Origin of the sequence: Paenibacillus sp. FSL L8-0158, assembly GCF_038592965.1 — a bacterium.
GTDB classification, from domain to species: domain Bacteria; phylum Bacillota; class Bacilli; order Paenibacillales; family Paenibacillaceae; genus Paenibacillus; species Paenibacillus polymyxa_D.
Genome location: NZ_CP151949.1, coordinates 804,673 through 821,156, shown reverse-complemented (window position 1 = coordinate 821,156; position 16,484 = coordinate 804,673). Strand labels below are relative to the sequence as shown.

The 16,484-nt window shown below is 45.9% G+C and carries 15 protein-coding genes; 6 read left to right on the top strand and 9 right to left on the bottom strand.

All coding sequences use genetic code 11. The features are described 5' to 3' along the window. Window positions 1-195: 195 nt before the first annotated feature. Window positions 196-1,233: an alpha/beta hydrolase gene (locus tag NSQ68_RS03670; RefSeq protein ID WP_307352489.1), complete on the top strand. Its 1,038-nt coding sequence runs from the start codon at window positions 196-198 to the stop codon at window positions 1,231-1,233. A 258-nt stretch (window positions 1,234-1,491) separates the two neighbouring features. Next, a complete protein-coding gene (locus NSQ68_RS03665; protein WP_342427999.1) occupies window positions 1,492-2,871 on the top strand; it encodes a Fe-Mn family superoxide dismutase in 1,380 nt (459 codons plus the stop codon). A 28-nt stretch (window positions 2,872-2,899) separates the two neighbouring features. On the opposite strand, the gene NSQ68_RS03660 is transcribed toward NSQ68_RS03665, so the two are convergent. From NSQ68_RS03660 to NSQ68_RS03630, 7 genes are all read right to left on the bottom strand, one after another. Beyond that, window positions 2,900-3,745, bottom strand: coding sequence for a lipoate--protein ligase family protein (locus tag NSQ68_RS03660; RefSeq protein ID WP_342427998.1), 846 nt, complete (start codon window positions 3,743-3,745; stop codon window positions 2,900-2,902). Between the two features lie 166 nt (window positions 3,746-3,911). Beyond that, on the bottom strand, window positions 3,912-4,505 hold the full coding sequence (folE, locus tag NSQ68_RS03655) for a GTP cyclohydrolase I FolE (protein WP_013308743.1): 594 nt from the start codon (window positions 4,503-4,505) through the stop codon (window positions 3,912-3,914). A gap of 54 nt (window positions 4,506-4,559) precedes the next feature. Further along, complete coding sequence (locus tag NSQ68_RS03650) at window positions 4,560-4,814, bottom strand: YneF family protein (RefSeq protein ID WP_013308742.1); 255 nt, start codon at window positions 4,812-4,814, stop codon at window positions 4,560-4,562. Between the two features lie 107 nt (window positions 4,815-4,921). Then, window positions 4,922-6,670 (bottom strand): tRNA epoxyqueuosine(34) reductase QueG, encoded by a 1,749-nt coding sequence (queG, locus tag NSQ68_RS03645; protein WP_342427997.1) that lies wholly within the window; start codon window positions 6,668-6,670, stop codon window positions 4,922-4,924. A gap of 97 nt (window positions 6,671-6,767) precedes the next feature. After that, a complete protein-coding gene (rnhA, locus tag NSQ68_RS03640) occupies window positions 6,768-7,205 on the bottom strand; it encodes a ribonuclease HI (protein ID WP_023986996.1) in 438 nt (145 codons plus the stop codon). Window positions 7,206-7,243: 38 nt separating this feature from the next. Continuing rightward, the gene (gene lepB, locus NSQ68_RS03635; protein ID WP_307352478.1) at window positions 7,244-7,828 is read right to left on the bottom strand and encodes a signal peptidase I; all 585 of its coding nucleotides are present in this window, start codon (window positions 7,826-7,828) and stop codon (window positions 7,244-7,246) included. A gap of 321 nt (window positions 7,829-8,149) precedes the next feature. Further along, complete coding sequence (locus tag NSQ68_RS03630) at window positions 8,150-8,575, bottom strand: GNAT family N-acetyltransferase (RefSeq protein ID WP_160789290.1); 426 nt, start codon at window positions 8,573-8,575, stop codon at window positions 8,150-8,152. A 521-nt stretch (window positions 8,576-9,096) separates the two neighbouring features. On the opposite strand from NSQ68_RS03630, the gene NSQ68_RS03625 reads away from it, so the two are divergent. Both NSQ68_RS03625 and NSQ68_RS03620 read left to right on the top strand, forming a co-directional pair. Continuing rightward, window positions 9,097-9,711: a superoxide dismutase gene (locus tag NSQ68_RS03625; protein WP_307352475.1), complete on the top strand. Its 615-nt coding sequence runs from the start codon at window positions 9,097-9,099 to the stop codon at window positions 9,709-9,711. 134 nt (window positions 9,712-9,845) lie between these two features. Continuing rightward, window positions 9,846-10,337: a DinB family protein gene (locus NSQ68_RS03620; protein ID WP_307352473.1), complete on the top strand. Its 492-nt coding sequence runs from the start codon at window positions 9,846-9,848 to the stop codon at window positions 10,335-10,337. 182 nt (window positions 10,338-10,519) lie between these two features. On the opposite strand, the gene NSQ68_RS03615 is transcribed toward NSQ68_RS03620, so the two are convergent. After that, window positions 10,520-11,953: a PTS transporter subunit EIIC gene (locus NSQ68_RS03615; RefSeq protein ID WP_039270642.1), complete on the bottom strand. Its 1,434-nt coding sequence runs from the start codon at window positions 11,951-11,953 to the stop codon at window positions 10,520-10,522. Between the two features lie 24 nt (window positions 11,954-11,977). After that, the gene (locus NSQ68_RS03610; RefSeq protein WP_342427996.1) at window positions 11,978-14,170 is read right to left on the bottom strand and encodes an alpha-galactosidase; all 2,193 of its coding nucleotides are present in this window, start codon (window positions 14,168-14,170) and stop codon (window positions 11,978-11,980) included. A gap of 174 nt (window positions 14,171-14,344) precedes the next feature. On the opposite strand from NSQ68_RS03610, the gene NSQ68_RS03605 reads away from it, so the two are divergent. Together NSQ68_RS03605 and NSQ68_RS03600 are read left to right on the top strand one after the other, a co-directional pair. Then, window positions 14,345-15,166, top strand: a complete 822-nt coding sequence (locus NSQ68_RS03605; protein WP_342427995.1) for an AraC family transcriptional regulator — start codon at window positions 14,345-14,347, stop codon at window positions 15,164-15,166. A 118-nt stretch (window positions 15,167-15,284) separates the two neighbouring features. Further along, window positions 15,285-16,202, top strand: a complete 918-nt coding sequence (locus NSQ68_RS03600; protein ID WP_342427994.1) for a hypothetical protein — start codon at window positions 15,285-15,287, stop codon at window positions 16,200-16,202. The last annotated feature ends 282 nt before the right edge of the window (window positions 16,203-16,484 follow it).

Below are 16,484 nucleotides of genomic sequence, written 5' to 3'. Positions count from 1 at the left end.
CAACCATATTACAGAACGAGAACAAACATCGACAATTCTTTGCATCATTTTTACTTTTCCGGTTCAGGCGTTGACTTTGGATAACCCCCATCATACGATAATAGGTATCTATACGGATATACACTATCATTTTCAAGTGGAATTATACCTAAATTCTATGAAATGAAGATCAATTTTATATAAGGAGGCTCTTACATGATTTCTACATCCCAGCGCAACTCTCAGCTACAGACCGCTGTTCAGGAGCCGTCCACCCCACTCTTTAATCCCCGTCTGCTGCGGTTCAAGCACGTTGTGATTGCTCTGCTGTTGTCGGTCGTCTTTTTTCTGCTGTTTTGTTTTATTGCCTTGCATGCTTACATCGCATGGGTACTTACGAATCCTACCGTCGCGCCGCTGTACTCTAATCCGATGCAGGCCAAAAACATGCCTTATGAGGAAGTCAGCTTCCCTGCCAAGGATGGTAGCCGCATAGTACAAGGCTGGTATATCCCGGCGGATCAATCGCGGAAAACAATTATTTTCAGCCATGGCTATGGAGCTAACCGCGAAGAAAGCTGGATTCCCATGTATGATCTGGCGCATTATGCCCACAGTTTGAACTTTAATGTGGTCATGTTCGATTATGGATTCGCGTCACAAAACAGCAAAGCAGTCGCAACCGGAGGCAAAGCGGAATCCCAGCAGCTTCTCGGAGCGATCCAGCTTGCGAAGCAACGCGGCTCGTCGGAGATTATCGTATGGGGCTTCTCCATGGGGGCAGGAACCGCTCTTCAGGCGGGCTTGCAAACCAAGGATGTGGACGCAATGATTTTGGACAGCACATTCCTGCTGGAGCCGGATACGCTGTACCATAACATTCACAATCAAATTAATCTACCAAGACATCCGTCTTTGGAAATTCTGGAGTTGCTGTTTCCAGTCTTAAACGGCACCAGCTTGCATCAGATTCCATATCAGGAGGTTAAAAAGGAAAACTATCCGTTCCCGATCATGTTTGTGCATGGTACACAGGATGAAAAGGCTCCTTATCCTATTGCAGAAAAGCTCGCTGCCAATCAAACCAACCCGCTTTCCAGTGTATGGATTGTCAAAAACGGGATACATGAGCTTATTTTCAGAGAGCATCCCCGTGAATATTTACGGCGGGTATCGACGTTTCTAAGCAGCGTACAGGAGCTGGAGGACAAGAAAACGATCGCTGATGCCCACAAACAAACGACTACGAAGTAAAGAATTATTTTTCGAAAAAACTGTATTTAATTCTTCACCTTGAAGAAGCCTGCCTACGGACACTTAACCCGTGCCGTAGCTGGGCTTCTTTTTCGTTTACCATGGGTATTCTTGTTCTACGTAACAGATGTGACCAGATTAAGCGAGTTCATAGACATATTCCCGACGGGACAGCGAATATACTGGGTACGTATGCATCCAGGGCAGATCTGCCTGATCCGCCGGATAGCTATAGTGGGATACGGGAGGTAAAAAACGATGCTGAGTACTTATGGGTCTTTCCTGCCCTTACGTGTGCTGGAGGAAATTCGGCATTGGAAGCAGCAGGAAAGTTGGCATGTTGAAGTGATTAAATCCGCTACCGAGGGACTGGAGCCTACTTATGTACGGCTGCTGGATGATTGGCGGACTGTATTCGAACAGACGGAACGCACCGCCATAGAGTTGCTTGAAGAGCAACGGAGCGCACTTGATCCGGCAGATCAAGCGTGGCATCAGGAATGGAAACAGCTGTCGGCTGCCCCACAAGCACATACACACGAATTCACTGAACACTCAAAACAGTCAAGGGGATTAGACGCATCATCATCTGTAAAGATGCCATCGTCAGAGTCAGCATTAAACGCTCAGCTTGACTCACAAGAATTAAATCGTCGATTGGACGATTTGCTGCAAACCGCAAACCGTCAGTCACAGGAGTATGTACGGCAGCTCGGTCTGCTGAGCGAGCACAGTCATGCATTGCGTCAGCAGCCAAAATCCGCTGGAGTTGTATTACACGCGGCACATGAAAGCCAATATTTCCTAATCTCGACAACCCCCTTTCAAGAACCCGGCTCCATTGCAAGGGCTGCTGGGTTGTATCAGGTAGCGACAGAGGGTGAGAATTACCCAGAGGAAGCGTTTCGAGAACGGCAGACAGGCATAAGGGGAGAAGGCACATGGACGACTAAAGCCGTCAAATCCGGCCAGGCTCAACCTTCGGCAACGGAAAAAACCTCAATCGGCCGATCGGTTCCTATTGGAGGACATCGACTACCACCGCTCCCTTACCCCTATAATGCGCTTGAACCGTATATTGATGAAAAAACGATGCGTATTCACCATGACAAGCACCATTTGAGCTATGTGAATGATCTGAATAAAGCGGAAAAGAAGCTGGAAGAAGCCCGAAAAACAGGTGATTTTGATCTCGTAAAACATTGGGAACGCGAACTGGCATTCAACGGCGCAGGCCATTATCTGCATACTCTTTTTTGGACGATCATGAGTCCTCAAGGCGGTGGCAACCCAAGCGGGCCACTGGCTGAACAGATTAAAAAGGATTTTGGCAGCTACGATGCATTCAAAAAGCAATTCAGTTCGGCAGCCGAAAAGGTCGAGGGTGGCGGCTGGGCTATCCTGGTATGGAGTCCGCGCGCGGGACGACTTGAAATTTTGCAGGCCGAAAAGCACCAGAATCTGACTCAATGGGAGTCCATTCCGCTGCTGGCTATAGATGTGTGGGAACACGCATATTACTTAAAGCATCAGGCTGAACGCAACAAATATATCGAAGACTGGTGGCATGTCGTTAACTGGCCTGAAGTGGAAGCACGCTACGATCAAGCCTCCAAGCTGAGATGGCAACCCTTCTGAGCTTCTAAGCTTCTAAGCTAAAGACAAACTACACCTGCAAATCGTATCGCTCTCTTAGCGCTGCCATTTGTTCGGTCCATCCTTCTGGTTGTACCAGCCAGCTATCGGCAGGTAAAATGGCTGTCCGGCTCTCGACGACACGGCGCAAAGATGCCGTATACGCCTCAACAGACGGCACTCCAGCCAGCTCTGCCAGGCTACCCATCGTTGCTGGATTCACCCGGGGGTAATCCTGCTGCTGCACACCTGTCGACGTATCTCCGGCTGCCTCTGCATAGAACTGCTGTACCGCCTGCGCACGCTCTGCACCGCTGCCCTCAATCATCACGAAGGCTGTGATGATATACGCCTTGGCTTGGCGCCGCTGTGCAATGCCGCAAAACTTGCGGCCCCGGACGCTGACATCGTAATCCCCGGGACAGAAGGACCCGGGGATTTCTCCGGTCTGCGCCTCGCCAGACCACGGAACCAGCGCATCGGCAATTAGCCCTGCCATGAGCCGAAAATCTTCATGCAGGCTGATGGCCCGCTGTGGATTCGGCAGGATCAAGGACAGGTTCAGCACCCCCCTGTCCAGCATGACAGCCGCTCCCCCCGAGGGGCGTACGCATACCGAGGTTCCCGCGTTGCACACTCGCTCCATCGCTTGTGGGGCGTAAGGTAGCCTGCGGTCCCGGTGACCGATCACAAGCGCTGACGGATGCCGCCATAGATGCAAAATGGGTGCAGCTCCTTTCCCTACTTGCCGACAGGCCAGCTCCTCCCAAGCCAGCGGAGACAAAACATCCTCCTGAATGTCCGCAAGTGGTGCTTCAAACCACTGCAACTCAGGCAAAGCAGTTGTTTTTTCTGTTGATCTATGTACATTCTCCATACGTTATCCCCTATCTATAAAAATAACTGTTATCCATAGGCTAATCGTAAATTTAAGGCAGCTATCCCGTTCGTCTCTATATCTGATGTTAACAAAAAAAGGTGGCTACGCCTATGCGTAAACCACCCTTTTTTTGTTCATCACATAAACGTCTTGCGATGTTCGATCAATCCTTGAGCAGCGACAGAAACTCTGCGCGCTGCGCAGCATCATCACGAAACGTACCGCGTACCGCAGACGTTACTGTTTTGCTACCAGGCTTTTTGACACCTCTTGCACACATGCACAGATGCTCGCCTTCTACGACTACCATAACCCCGTGAGCGGAGACCGCTTCATTTAAAATATCAGCGATCTGTGATGTAATACGCTCCTGTACCTGCAATCGGCGGGTCACTGCCTCTACCAGGCGTGCAAGCTTGCTCAATCCTACAATTTTGCCGCTGGGTACATAGCCGATATGCACTTTTCCGAAGAAAGGAGCCATATGGTGCTCACACTGGCTGTAATAGACGATGTCCTTCACGATCACAAGCTCCTCGTGATTCTCGTCAAATGTCACACCCAACGCATCCCGGGGATCAACCTCATAACCCGCAAATATTTCCTCATACATGCGCGCAACGCGTGCCGGTGTTTCCAACAACCCTTCACGCTTGGGGTCCTCACCGATCAGTTGTAAAATCTGCTCCACATGGTACTCGATTTTATCCCGGTTATCCGCAGCTTTGCGGTTAATATAATCTTTTACGCCAGCCACAGTAATCCTCCTCTATGCAGCAACCTCATGCGGCATCCGTACTCACGTTGCTCATTATTTCCGACGGCCCTGATTTTTACGCGGACCAGGCTGATTTTTGGAGAACTGTTGGTTCTTCATCATCTGCTGGGCTTTTTGCATTTGTTTCCCATTCAGGTTGTAACCCATCTGTTTAGCCATTTTTTGCAGCGTTTCAGGGTCGTTTTGCATCTTCTCAAGCTGTTTACGAAGATAATAAGCACCGATGAAAAATCCCCCAACCAAACCAGCAATCAGGGTAATAATCGGAATGACAATATTCCACACCACGAAGTCGTCACCTCTGTATATTTATATGAAACATCTTGAATTACACACGAACCTATCATAGCAAAACATGGGACAGCTAGCAAATCACTTTTTGCAAACATATGTCCTTATTGTTTCTCCAATTCCAGCAGCTTCGTCTTGACTGGTAAGCCTCCAGCATAACCGACCAAACTTCCGTTAGCACCCGATACTCGGTGACATGGAAACAGAATGGGTAACGGATTTTTGTTATTGGCTCCACCCACAGCACGTACTGCCTTGGCTCGTCCGATCGATTCCGCAATATCTTTGTAGGACACACTTTGTCCATACGGAATATTCTGCAGTGCACGCCATACCTGCTCTTGAAAAGGAGTACCTCTCAAATCATAGGCTATACTGAATTCCCGTCGTTCTCCCGCAAAATATTCACGCAGTTGATCCGCGGCTTCGCGCAGCTTTTCCGGCTCCTGCACATAGACATATTCCCCAATCCATGTTCGGGCCCATTGCTGAAGCAGTGCTTCCTTCGCATGAAAAACGCCATAGTCTATTCGGCACAGCCCCCGATCCGTAGCGCACAGCGTTAACGTGCCCACAGGTGTCTCCATCTCATCATAATAAATCGTCGTTGGACCCTGTGAATCCCCGGCCGTTACTTCTGGTTTTGATAATTCAGACACCTTTTGCTCTTCTGCCTGCTCTTGTTCCTCTAGTTTGGAATGCGCTTGCGCGATCATTTCGCGTACTTGCTCATGTTGTTCCTTCTCTGATGCTTGCTTGATCGCTGTCATAGCGTTTTCCCCTCCTATTCGACTCAAAGCCCACGCCGCCGTGCCTCGCAGCTCGGGACGCGGATCATCCAATAAAACCTCCGTTAACTTGGGCACCGCACTGATATCTTTGAAATTGCCCAGTCCAATGACTGCATTGCGTTGAATGGGCTTCTTCCCCCGCCAAGCCGCCGCACTTTGACCAAATCGGTCTTTGAATTCACGGTTGCTCAAATCCAATAACGGCAGCAGCAACGGCTTCACAATTTCAGGATCGGGTGTAAGCTCGGGATGGTGATCCCAGTTGAGACCCCGATTTTTGGGGCATACCATTTGGCATGTATCACATCCGTACAGCCGATTCCCTATCTTCCGCATAAACTCCTCATCCAGAAAGCCCTTCGTTTGCGTCAAAAAGGATACACACCGCTGGGCATTCAGCTGTCCAGGACCCACAAGCGCGCCCGTAGGACAGGCATCCAAACATTTGGTACACTCGCCGCAACCATCCGTTACCGGTTCATCTGGCTGGAAAGGAATGTTCGTCAACAGCTCACCTAGATAAATCCATGATCCCAGCGTCGGTGAAATCATCATCGTATTTTTGCCGCTAAAGCCAATCCCTGCGCGTTCCGCAACGGCTCGATCCGACAGTTCTCCGGTATCCACCATATTTTTCATAATGGCATCAGGCACCCGCTCACTTATAAAAGCCTCAAGCTTTTCCATCGCTTCGCGTAGTACCAGATGATAATCTTTCCCCCAGGCTGAACGCGCCAAAATACCACGGTACTTCCCCTTGTCCGACTTCGGCGGGTCCTTCATTTTGGAAGGGTACGCCACCGCAATAGCAATCAGAGATGCAGGCTGTGAGCCATACAGCTCCGGGTAGATCCGCTTATCAATATCTGGCTCCTCAAAGCCGGATTCATAGCCTTTCGCACGATGCTCTTCCAATATAGCTTTCAGAGACAGAAAGGGGTCGGCGGATGCGAACCCGATGGAGTCGATACCCAGCCCTGGAGCTGCCTCAATAATTTCCTGCTTGAGCGAAGCCCAAGTCGAAGCGGTTCCGGCAGCCGCCTGAGTCAATCCACGTTGCATCCGATACTCACCTCTCTTCCACTTTTTTATCATTACGGATATGAGGATTTTGCAAAATTCTCATATCTCAAATTTCAACAGAAAATAGCAGCAGATGCTACCGTAAATTTTTAACAGCACTGGTCGCCAGAAAATCACAGCGATTATTCAGTTCGTTGTCACTGTGCCCCTTAACCTTCACGTATTCAACCTCATGCTTACCCATCAGTTCCCACAGTTCTTCCCATAATTCCTTGTTCTCCACTGGCTGATTCTTACTGTTGCGCCAGCCATTACGAAGCCAATTCTTAATCCAGCCCTGTTTGAAGCAATTGACGACATAGGCAGAGTCACTGTGTACTTTCACATGGCAAGGCTCCTTGAGCAGCTTCAGTGCTTCAATCACGGACTTGATCTCCATACGGTTGTTTGTCGTCATTTTCTCGGCACCTGACAGCTCTTTACGATGCTCCCCATACAGCAAAACGATCCCCCAGCCCCCAGGACCCGGATTTCCCGAACAAGCACCGTCGGTATATACCATCACTTCTTTCATCATCCTCTTCCTTTCCTTGATTTCAAACTTTAATTGCTCTATAGCCATTTCCACTCAGATATCGGCCAAAATATAAATTCTGCACGTCCCAGTAAATCTTGAGATTTAATGCTGCCAAAATAGCGGCTATCCTTGCTTGCTGCAGTATGGCGATTATCTCCCATGACAAAAAAGTGCCCCGGCTCCACCGTAAAAGGACCATAATCACCATCCTCCACGTCAGAGTTGGTGTAAGGTTCATTTAGCAGTTCACCGTTCACATACAAATGATTATGTTCAACTCGGATTACATCTCCGGGAATACCTATGACTCTTTTCACTAAAAATCTTGGGCTCGACAGCTTGGAATCGGGATCTTTTAAAATCACAATGTCCCCCCTGCCCGGATCATGAAAATTATAAACCAGCTTGTTAACGAACAAATGCTGGTTTTCCATTAGCGTCGGCTGCATCGAATGTCCTCTGACCGTGGACAAGTTAAATACGAACAGGTTCAGAAGCAGCAAGACGACCATGGCGATCAGAAGAGTGACTAACCAATCGCGTATGTAACCAGAGCGACCTGCTTGTTTGGACGTTTCCGGCGAGGGAGGCGGGCCTGACGAAGGAGCCAAAGCGTCCATAATTAAACCTCCTCAACCTTGTTATATATGCTGAATCGATAAAATGTTAACGGAGCAGACGGAATGGTGCTGGACAAGCGTAAGCGTTCGCCTTTGCCCCCAAATTTCTACCACTATACTTTTTAATTCAAGAAATCTGGGGACAATAGCGATGGGAAGCACCATCCATCTGCGTAGTGGCGCAACATGTACTTTTCAGCACAGCATATATATATAAATAGAAAAGCATATCCCGTACCCGATTGCAACGGTTACTCAGATATGCTCTAAATGTAAATATTATACTTAATATTATTCAATTCTCTTTATTTCGATTCCCGATTAATGAGGCGCCAAAATACTCAGCTTCTGAAAAGCCTGTAAAATCTGGCTTGCTCCATAGCCCATCGCTTCGTACAAAGGCATGGCCGCACTGTTATGCTTGTCCCCTGCTACCCAAATACGGCTAACCTTACGTTGCTGAAAACGCTGCTCCATGGACTCCACAAGCGATTTGCCGATTCCCATCCGACGACGATCCGGGTGAATAGCGATACGATAGTAACAACCATCATTCTGATCGATCGTGCCGATCAAAGCACCCACGATCTCTCCCTCTTCTTCTGCAACGATGATCAAACCGGAATCCCACGAAAGCTGACGGGCAAATGCTTTCACCGTCTCTTTGTAGCACTCCTCTGACAAGGCAATTTGCATGAGTTCCGTTACTGAGTTCACATCACTTAATTGAAAGGAACGAACGTGCATAAGTAATATCTCCCTTTTCGTAAGCATAATAAAAAAATTGAGACAGCACCGTCATTTTTACATAAATCCTTAAATTTCTTATCATGGTGTTAATCACAAGGCATTATGATAAAAATGCATACGATCTGCTATATATGAAATGAAGAACAGGAAAAGGGTGTATGCCCTCAAGTTCGTCATGTCATAGACATGACAGATTATAGCAGACGACAAAAAAGCCGAAATTTCTGCTTCCTTGACCATTAAACCATACTTTTTGACGGAATACATCCCTTTTTCTCATGTAAGCGCTGTATATAAAGCGTTTACATTTTAATGTTCACAATTTACCTCTTATTACCTATGTATTGTGTATTCCAAGCGGGTTTTTGGACATGCTATCTACCAGGCCGTATTGCCCAGTTTGCTATTTTACAAACAAAAATGTTGATTAAATAGGCTGAATGCGGTTTAATATAACTGTCGAGGGTATTATTACATAGGAACACTTACCCAACCATATAACCAGGAGGGATTTTACTATGGCATTTCAATTACCAGAACTTCCTTACGCAAAAGACGCATTGGAACCGCACATTGATGCACAGACAATGGAAATTCACCATGATCGTCACCATAACACATATGTTACAAACTTGAACGCAGCTCTGGAGAGCGCTCCCGAACTGCAAAGCAAAAGCCTGGAGGATCTGATCTCTAATCTGGACAGCGTTCCTGAAAGCATCCGCACTGCGGTTCGCAATAACGGTGGTGGACATCACAACCACAGCCTGTTCTGGGAAGTTATCGGTCCTAACGGCGGCGGACAGCCAACAGGTGCAATTGCTGAAGCAATCACCAATGAACTGGGCGGCTATGACAAATTTAAAGAAGACTTCACTAAAGCAGCTACAACTCGTTTTGGTAGCGGCTGGGCTTGGTTGGTTGTCGGCAAAGACGGCAAACTGGCGATCACTAGCACTCCAAACCAAGATAGCCCGCTGTTCGAAGGTCTGACTCCGGTACTTGGACTGGACGTTTGGGAGCATGCTTACTACCTGAAATATCAAAACAAACGCCCAGACTACATTTCAGCTTTCTACAATGTAATCAACTGGGATGAAGTCAACAAACGTTACGCGGCTGCAAAGAAATAAGTCAGTAGCAACATTCTTATCCTATAATAAAGGCTGTCTCAAAAGTAGAGTTTCTACGAATGAGACAGCCCTTTTGGCATTCCATGGTAAACTGATGGAGACGATTCTTAAATACAGTCCCTGGAGGTTGATGAATGCAGACTTTTTTTCGTTACAACTGGATGATTCGGGAACAATGGTACCGCTGGTGTGAAGAGGTGTCGCAGGAGGAATTACTGAAACAACGCGTCGGCGGAGTCGGCGGCATTCTAAAGACACTCTTTCATATCGTTGACGTGGAGTGGAGCTGGATTCAAACGATTCAGGGCAAACCCGACTTTCAGGAGGACTTCTCTCTGTATGATACGCTCGACAAGGTCCGTGAGCTGGATGCGAAGTTTCGACTCGATGTCGAGCCGTTCGTGCTCGCCTGGCATGATGGTCTGGAACGGAAAAGGTTTGAAGATCACCTCCCGGACGGCAGAATTGTAATGGATGCCTGGGGCGAGGTGATGCGCCATGTCATTGCCCACCAAATCCACCATATTGGGCAATTGTCCATATGGTCTCGGGAGCTCGGCAAGCCTCCGGTTTCGGCCAATGTAATCGGCAAAGGGCTGATTGAAAGCGATGGTGGCATCGATTAGCTTTAACGAATGTACATGCATACCTATGTAAAACTTAGGGCCATCCTCGGTCGTTTATAACGACGGAGGACGGCCCTTTTAATTTTTCATCTATGCTCTCTTGTCCATTCCACAAATATTCTCTTCCTTTAACCGTTTTCATAAAAGCTTAATTTTTTTCAACCTGCTAATGTTCTTTTGGTTCAGGCTCGTGACCTCTTGCTCTTGATAGCACCGTAAGCCAATGTAAATAATGCTCCACATAACAGAGCAATAAGATGAGCGACAAGATAATTGATATGACCGTGATTATCCGACGCTGCAATTGCAAAGCCCGGAAGAGCCGTGGTTCCGAATCCTATGGCTGTCAGTTTACTTAAATATACATATGCTCCCGCAACCATTCCTCCGAGGCATCCAGCAACTAAGGGGAACTTATACTTTAAAGTGACCCCAAAGATCGCGGGTTCCGAGATTCCAAAAAGTACAGACCCGAATGCAGAGTAACCCATTTCTTTAACTTTAGTGTCTTTGCGATTCAAAAGAATATACCCCAAAACGGCGCCCCCTTGAGCCATCAAAGCTACTGATGCCAATGGGTTGATAAAATTTCTGCCTGTATCGGTTAACAGCTGCGCTTCTACCGCACCCATAACATGATGTAAACCTGTAATAACAATGATCTGCTGAATGCCTGCAAAAAACATAAAACCGAATATTCCAAGATTTTGCGTCATCCAAAGCAGCGAAACGGTGACTAGACTGGCCAACTCTCGCCCAAGAGGGCCGATAATCGTAAACAATAGCAGGGAAGAAACAAAGACCGTCAGCAACGGAGCCAAAAATAATTTAATCATGTCTGGAACCTTTTTGTTAAAAAACTGATCCAACTTGGCTACCACGTATCCCATCATTAGAGCAATAATAATACCACCCTGAAATCCAACCAACTGTACGGGAAGGCCGAAAAGACTGATCGATTCCGGATTTTGACTCCCTTTAGCTACCTCAAAGGCATCCGCCAGGGCCGGATGAAGCATAATCGCACCCAGCACAAGCCCCAGAATAGGACGACCACCATATCTCTTGGTTGCAGAATAAACAACAAGCAGCGGCAGGATGGTGAAAATACCCGTGGAAACGATTTGAACAAAGCGATTAATCCCTTGAAAAATTGGATACATCTCCACAATCGATTTAGGACCAAATAACCCCTTCTGACCTAACAGCCCGGTTATCCCCATTAACAATGCGGCGGCGAGAATTCCCGGCATGATCTCAATGAAGACATCTGACAGCGATTTAATGGCTTTTTGAAAAGGATTTTGCTTTTGTGCGGACTTCGTTTTGACATCACTTAATGACATATCTTCTGTTCCGGTCAGTTTGGAGAACACGGCATAGATATTATTGACCAACCCTGCTCCAAAAATGATCTGCAGTTGATCCCCCGCTATGAAAACACCTTTAACCAGATCAATATCTTCAATCTTCTTTAATTCCGCTTTTTCATTGTCCTCAAGTACAATTCTTAATCTTGTGGCACAATGGGCCACACCGATAATGTTCTCTTCACCACCGATATATTTTAAAATTTCTTGAGAAATGTGCTTATACCGCTTTTCTTTTGCTTCCATCTAGTAAACCCTCCCCTAGCTGAATCAGATCTCTTCTTTAACAAATCTCCAGAACATGCCTAAAAAGTCTTGCTTCACCCTGGCAAGCGTTATGCCGACATGCATTAATTCATCACCGCCGAACAGCTCACCGGTTTCTACATTTCTATAAACGTAGTCTGGATTCAAACCTTTGAATTTTAACGTTTTAATCGCGGCAGCGGGTTGGGATAAAACCTTGAAATAGCTGGCCGCCATTTCCGTTTGGTCCTCCGACACAAAGTTCCATGCGGCTTCATTTTCATCAAACGGATTAATTATTCTGTAAAAATTTCCAAACTGAATGAGCGATCTCATTTCTTTATATAGAGCTATCTGTTTTTTCACCACTTCTTTTTCTTCAACGGTTAATGTCGTCAAATCCAGCTCATATCCTAAATTCCCGGCCATGGCGACATAACCTCTTGTCTCCAAGGGAGTTATTCTGCCCACTTGATGGTTGGGTACTGTGGAAACGTGTGCCCCCATGGTAATCGGAGGGTAGACAAGACTTGTTCCCCATTGAATTTTCAGTCGGCAAATGGCATCCGTATTATCACTCGTCCAGGTCTGAGGCATATAATAGAGCATGCCGGCATCAAAACGGCCTCCTCCACTAGAACAGCTCTCGAATAAGACATTGGGAAACTTTGATGTAAGCTCTTCCATAATATTATAAAGTCCCAGGATATAACGATGCGCAGTCTCCCTTTGTCTCTCAGGTGGCAAGGCTGCCGAACCCACATCCGTCATGTGACGATTCATGTCCCATTTTACATAAGTAATTGGAACATCCGATAAAATATCGGAAACCGACTTAATGATGTACTCACACACTTCCTTCCTCGATAAATCCAACATAAGCTGATTTCTTCCCAACGTATACGGACGATCAGGGACATGGATACACCAATCGGGATGCTTTCTGTATAAGTCGCTATCTATGGATACCATTTCAGGTTCAAACCACAAACCAAACTCCATACCCAGATTTCGAATGCGGTTTGCAAGATCCGGCAATCCATCTGGAAGTTTGCGACGATCCACCACCCAATCGCCTAATGAAGTAGTGTCATCATCCCGTTTTCCAAACCACCCATCATCCAATACAAACAGCTCCACTCCCACACTTTGAGCTTCCTTCGCCAACTGCTCAATCTTGTCGGCATCAAAGTTAAAGTAGGTAGCTTCCCAGTTATTAATCAGGATCGGCCGCTCCTTGTCACGAAAAGGCCCACGACATAATCTGTTCCTGTATAAATCATGATAAATTCTCGACATACCGCCCAAGCCATTTTCGGTGTATACCATGACCACTTCTGGCGTTTGGAACGATTCCTCCGGTTCCAGCAACCATGTAAAATCAAAAGGATTAATCCCCATCGTGACTCTTGTGTTCCGATAGGAATCTACCTGAGTCTGGGCCGTAAAGTTCCCGCTGTACACCAGATTAAAGGCGTACACTTCACCCTGTTCTTCATCTGTCCCTTCTCTTACAAGTGCCATAAAGGGTGCCTGTTGAGGGCTGCTGGCTCCACGGCAGCTGTCTACCATTTGAATTCCGGGTAAAATTTTTCGCCTTGCTATATTTTTTTCATTATTATGCGCACCGTACAAGGTAATGAGTTCGTATTCATCATCACGAAAATCCACACTAGCACTTAACGCTCTAAGCAGTTTTAGCTGCTGCCGACCTTCATTATCGAAACGGACTGAACGGGTAATGACATCCCGCTTTTGATATAGGCTATAGGATAGTACGACCTTTACATCAATTAATGGATCTTCAAGGACGATTTCCAGTGTTTCTACTTCGCCATCATTCTCCGCATAAGTAGAAGGAAGCCCTTTCAATTTTGGTTTGCCTAGGAAAACCCGATGTTCTTTATACCGGAAATCGGTCACGGTAGAACCATTCTCCAATTGAATCTGATACGCAGGAATCCTGAAATCACTATTCCCAAATGACGGATATTCTTGCGGGATGGTATCCAGTGAAAAGGCTCGATCCTCGCCATTAGGATTGGGCGAAAATCCTCTATCCATAAAGATGATTTTATTGCTCCCCCGATAGTTCTGAATTTTCTTTCCCCAATACAGATGGGATAAATAACCACCTCGTATAACCTGCATGACATAACTTGTATTGCTACCTTGTAAATGGAATAAAAGCTTCTCTTTATCGATGTATATAGCCATAGCAACCCCCTTATAGCGCTAATAGTACGATTTCCCAAAATTATAAATTATGTTGTTTGCTTATCGTTTACATTCTAATAATAATTGAATAGTTTTAATAATTATATGGAATAATGTAGACTCTATATGAAACAGTGTGATAATATGCAGAGATGAATTAAGGGGTGAAACCAAATGAGTTCGCATTTTTCCAATCATTCCTATAACAACTTGGATCTCAATCTATACACATGTGGCAAAGAGAGCTGTACCAGCAAACACTCTTATGGTCCAGCCATTCGAAGCGGATATATGGTGCATTTTATTTTAAAAGGAAAAGGGATCTTTAAAGTCAACGATAAAATCTATCATTTGGAGAAAAACGATGCTTTCTTCATTGAACCGAAGGTGTTAATTTACTATGAAGCGGATGAAGTGGACCCATGGGAATATGCCTGGATTGGTTTTAATGGGGTGCAAGCAAAAGAATATCTAAGCCGGACCTGTATCAATAGGGACAACCCCATTTTCCGGTTGGAAGCGGAGGGCAGCCTTGCCCGCTGTATGGAGAGCATCGTCGTTTCTTCTACGCTGAAATCCAACAAAGACCTGTTGCTTGCATCCAAGCTGTATGAATTTCTGTATCTGATGTTTGAACTTTATCCTAATCAGGAAGTCAATCCTGAGGTAAGACAGCAGCGGTATATTAAAGAAGCACTTCTCTTCATACAACAAAACTATTCACACTTCATTACCGTAAGTGACATTGCCAAGTACATTTCAATTGACCGTTCGTATTTGCATCGTTTATTTAAACAGCAACTAAATAGGTCACCGCAGGAATTTTTATTACATTTGAGGATGGAAAAATCGTGCTCCCTATTAAGAAATACTTCCCTTAAAATCGGAGATATTGCTCGGTCTGTAGGGTATAAAGATGTACTTCTATTCTCCAAAATGTTCAAAACGGTCAACAAGGTGACTCCATCCGAATACCGAAAACATCACCAAAAATAATACGTGGGCAGGATAGTTTAATAACATATTGAATTTTTTTAAGAGTGGAAAGGTATACGAGGTGAGGCGTTGCTTAACTGAAGCGTGAAGTAGAGGTAATCAAAAAGGAGATACCCGGATGCAAACAAATCAAAATATTCGTTTAGCAATCGAAGAATCTATACAGTTCCTCGAATCTACTCCGCATTTGGGGATGACTCACGGCGAGTGCAGCCGTCGAAAATGGGATGGAGCTTGGTGGCATATGGCTGCTCTTTATGAAATGGGAGAGGTGAAACTAATTCCTGAGTCTGCTATTATTGGAGCAAAATATTTACTCGAAACTCAGGTCTGGCCGACCTTCATCATATCCACCGATGACCATCCAACAAGTGAAAGTGATAAGATGAAGATGGATTGCTGCCATTGTGAACTTGCCGTATACTATATGATTCTAATGGCGTATGGCTGTGATTTGGACAAGGAACTGCCTTGGATTCGCGAATGGCTCTTAAAGCATCAGTTACCTGATGGTGGGCTGAACTGCGACCCTGAAGCTTATACTCATTCTAAAAAAAGCTCTATTGTTTCAACACTTCCTCCGCTTGAAGCTATCTTATGGCATACAGACCGTGAATTTACTGAACAGGAAGCCGTTTTCTTAGATGAAGGCGCACGTTATTTAATTGAGCATCGTCTTGTATGTTCTAAACAAAATAGAAGCGTCATCGATATGGAATGGCTGAAACCTTGCTTTCCGAGGTTTTTTGAATATGATATATTACGCGGCATGTCCTTCTTGGCAGAATGGTCCCGACGTAGAAACAAAACGCTGCCGGTCGAGCTGCTTATTGAAGGATTGGAACGATTGAACATCTTCAAGGAAATAGGTGGCTTGCGAATCGGTAGACAAGTCTTTGATCCACAAGGCCCGTGGGGTGGGCAAACCTTTCCCTTGTTAGAAGCAGTGGCTGGCATTGGTGACATTTCACCTTATCTAACCAGACAGTTAGATCGAGTTATCGAACGATTGGGACCGGAGTATACCTATGTATAAAAACTTCCTTTAGGAGGAAGCTGGTGGAAGAGGAACGGACCAGGATGAGAAAGGCTTAGAGGGGAAAATTGCAAATTGCAAATATGTAAACTGATTGTCTAAACACTGATTGAAGCCGTAAAACGGGAAGCAAAAGAAGAGCTCTTTGTTGAGGCAGCTACAATAAACTAAACCATGAGGCTGCCGTGGATTGAATGGCAACCTTGTTACTAACGGAAAACGTTAGTTCAATAGAAACAGCGACAGTCTAGGACTTTATTTTCTCGTCCTTGGTTATCGCTG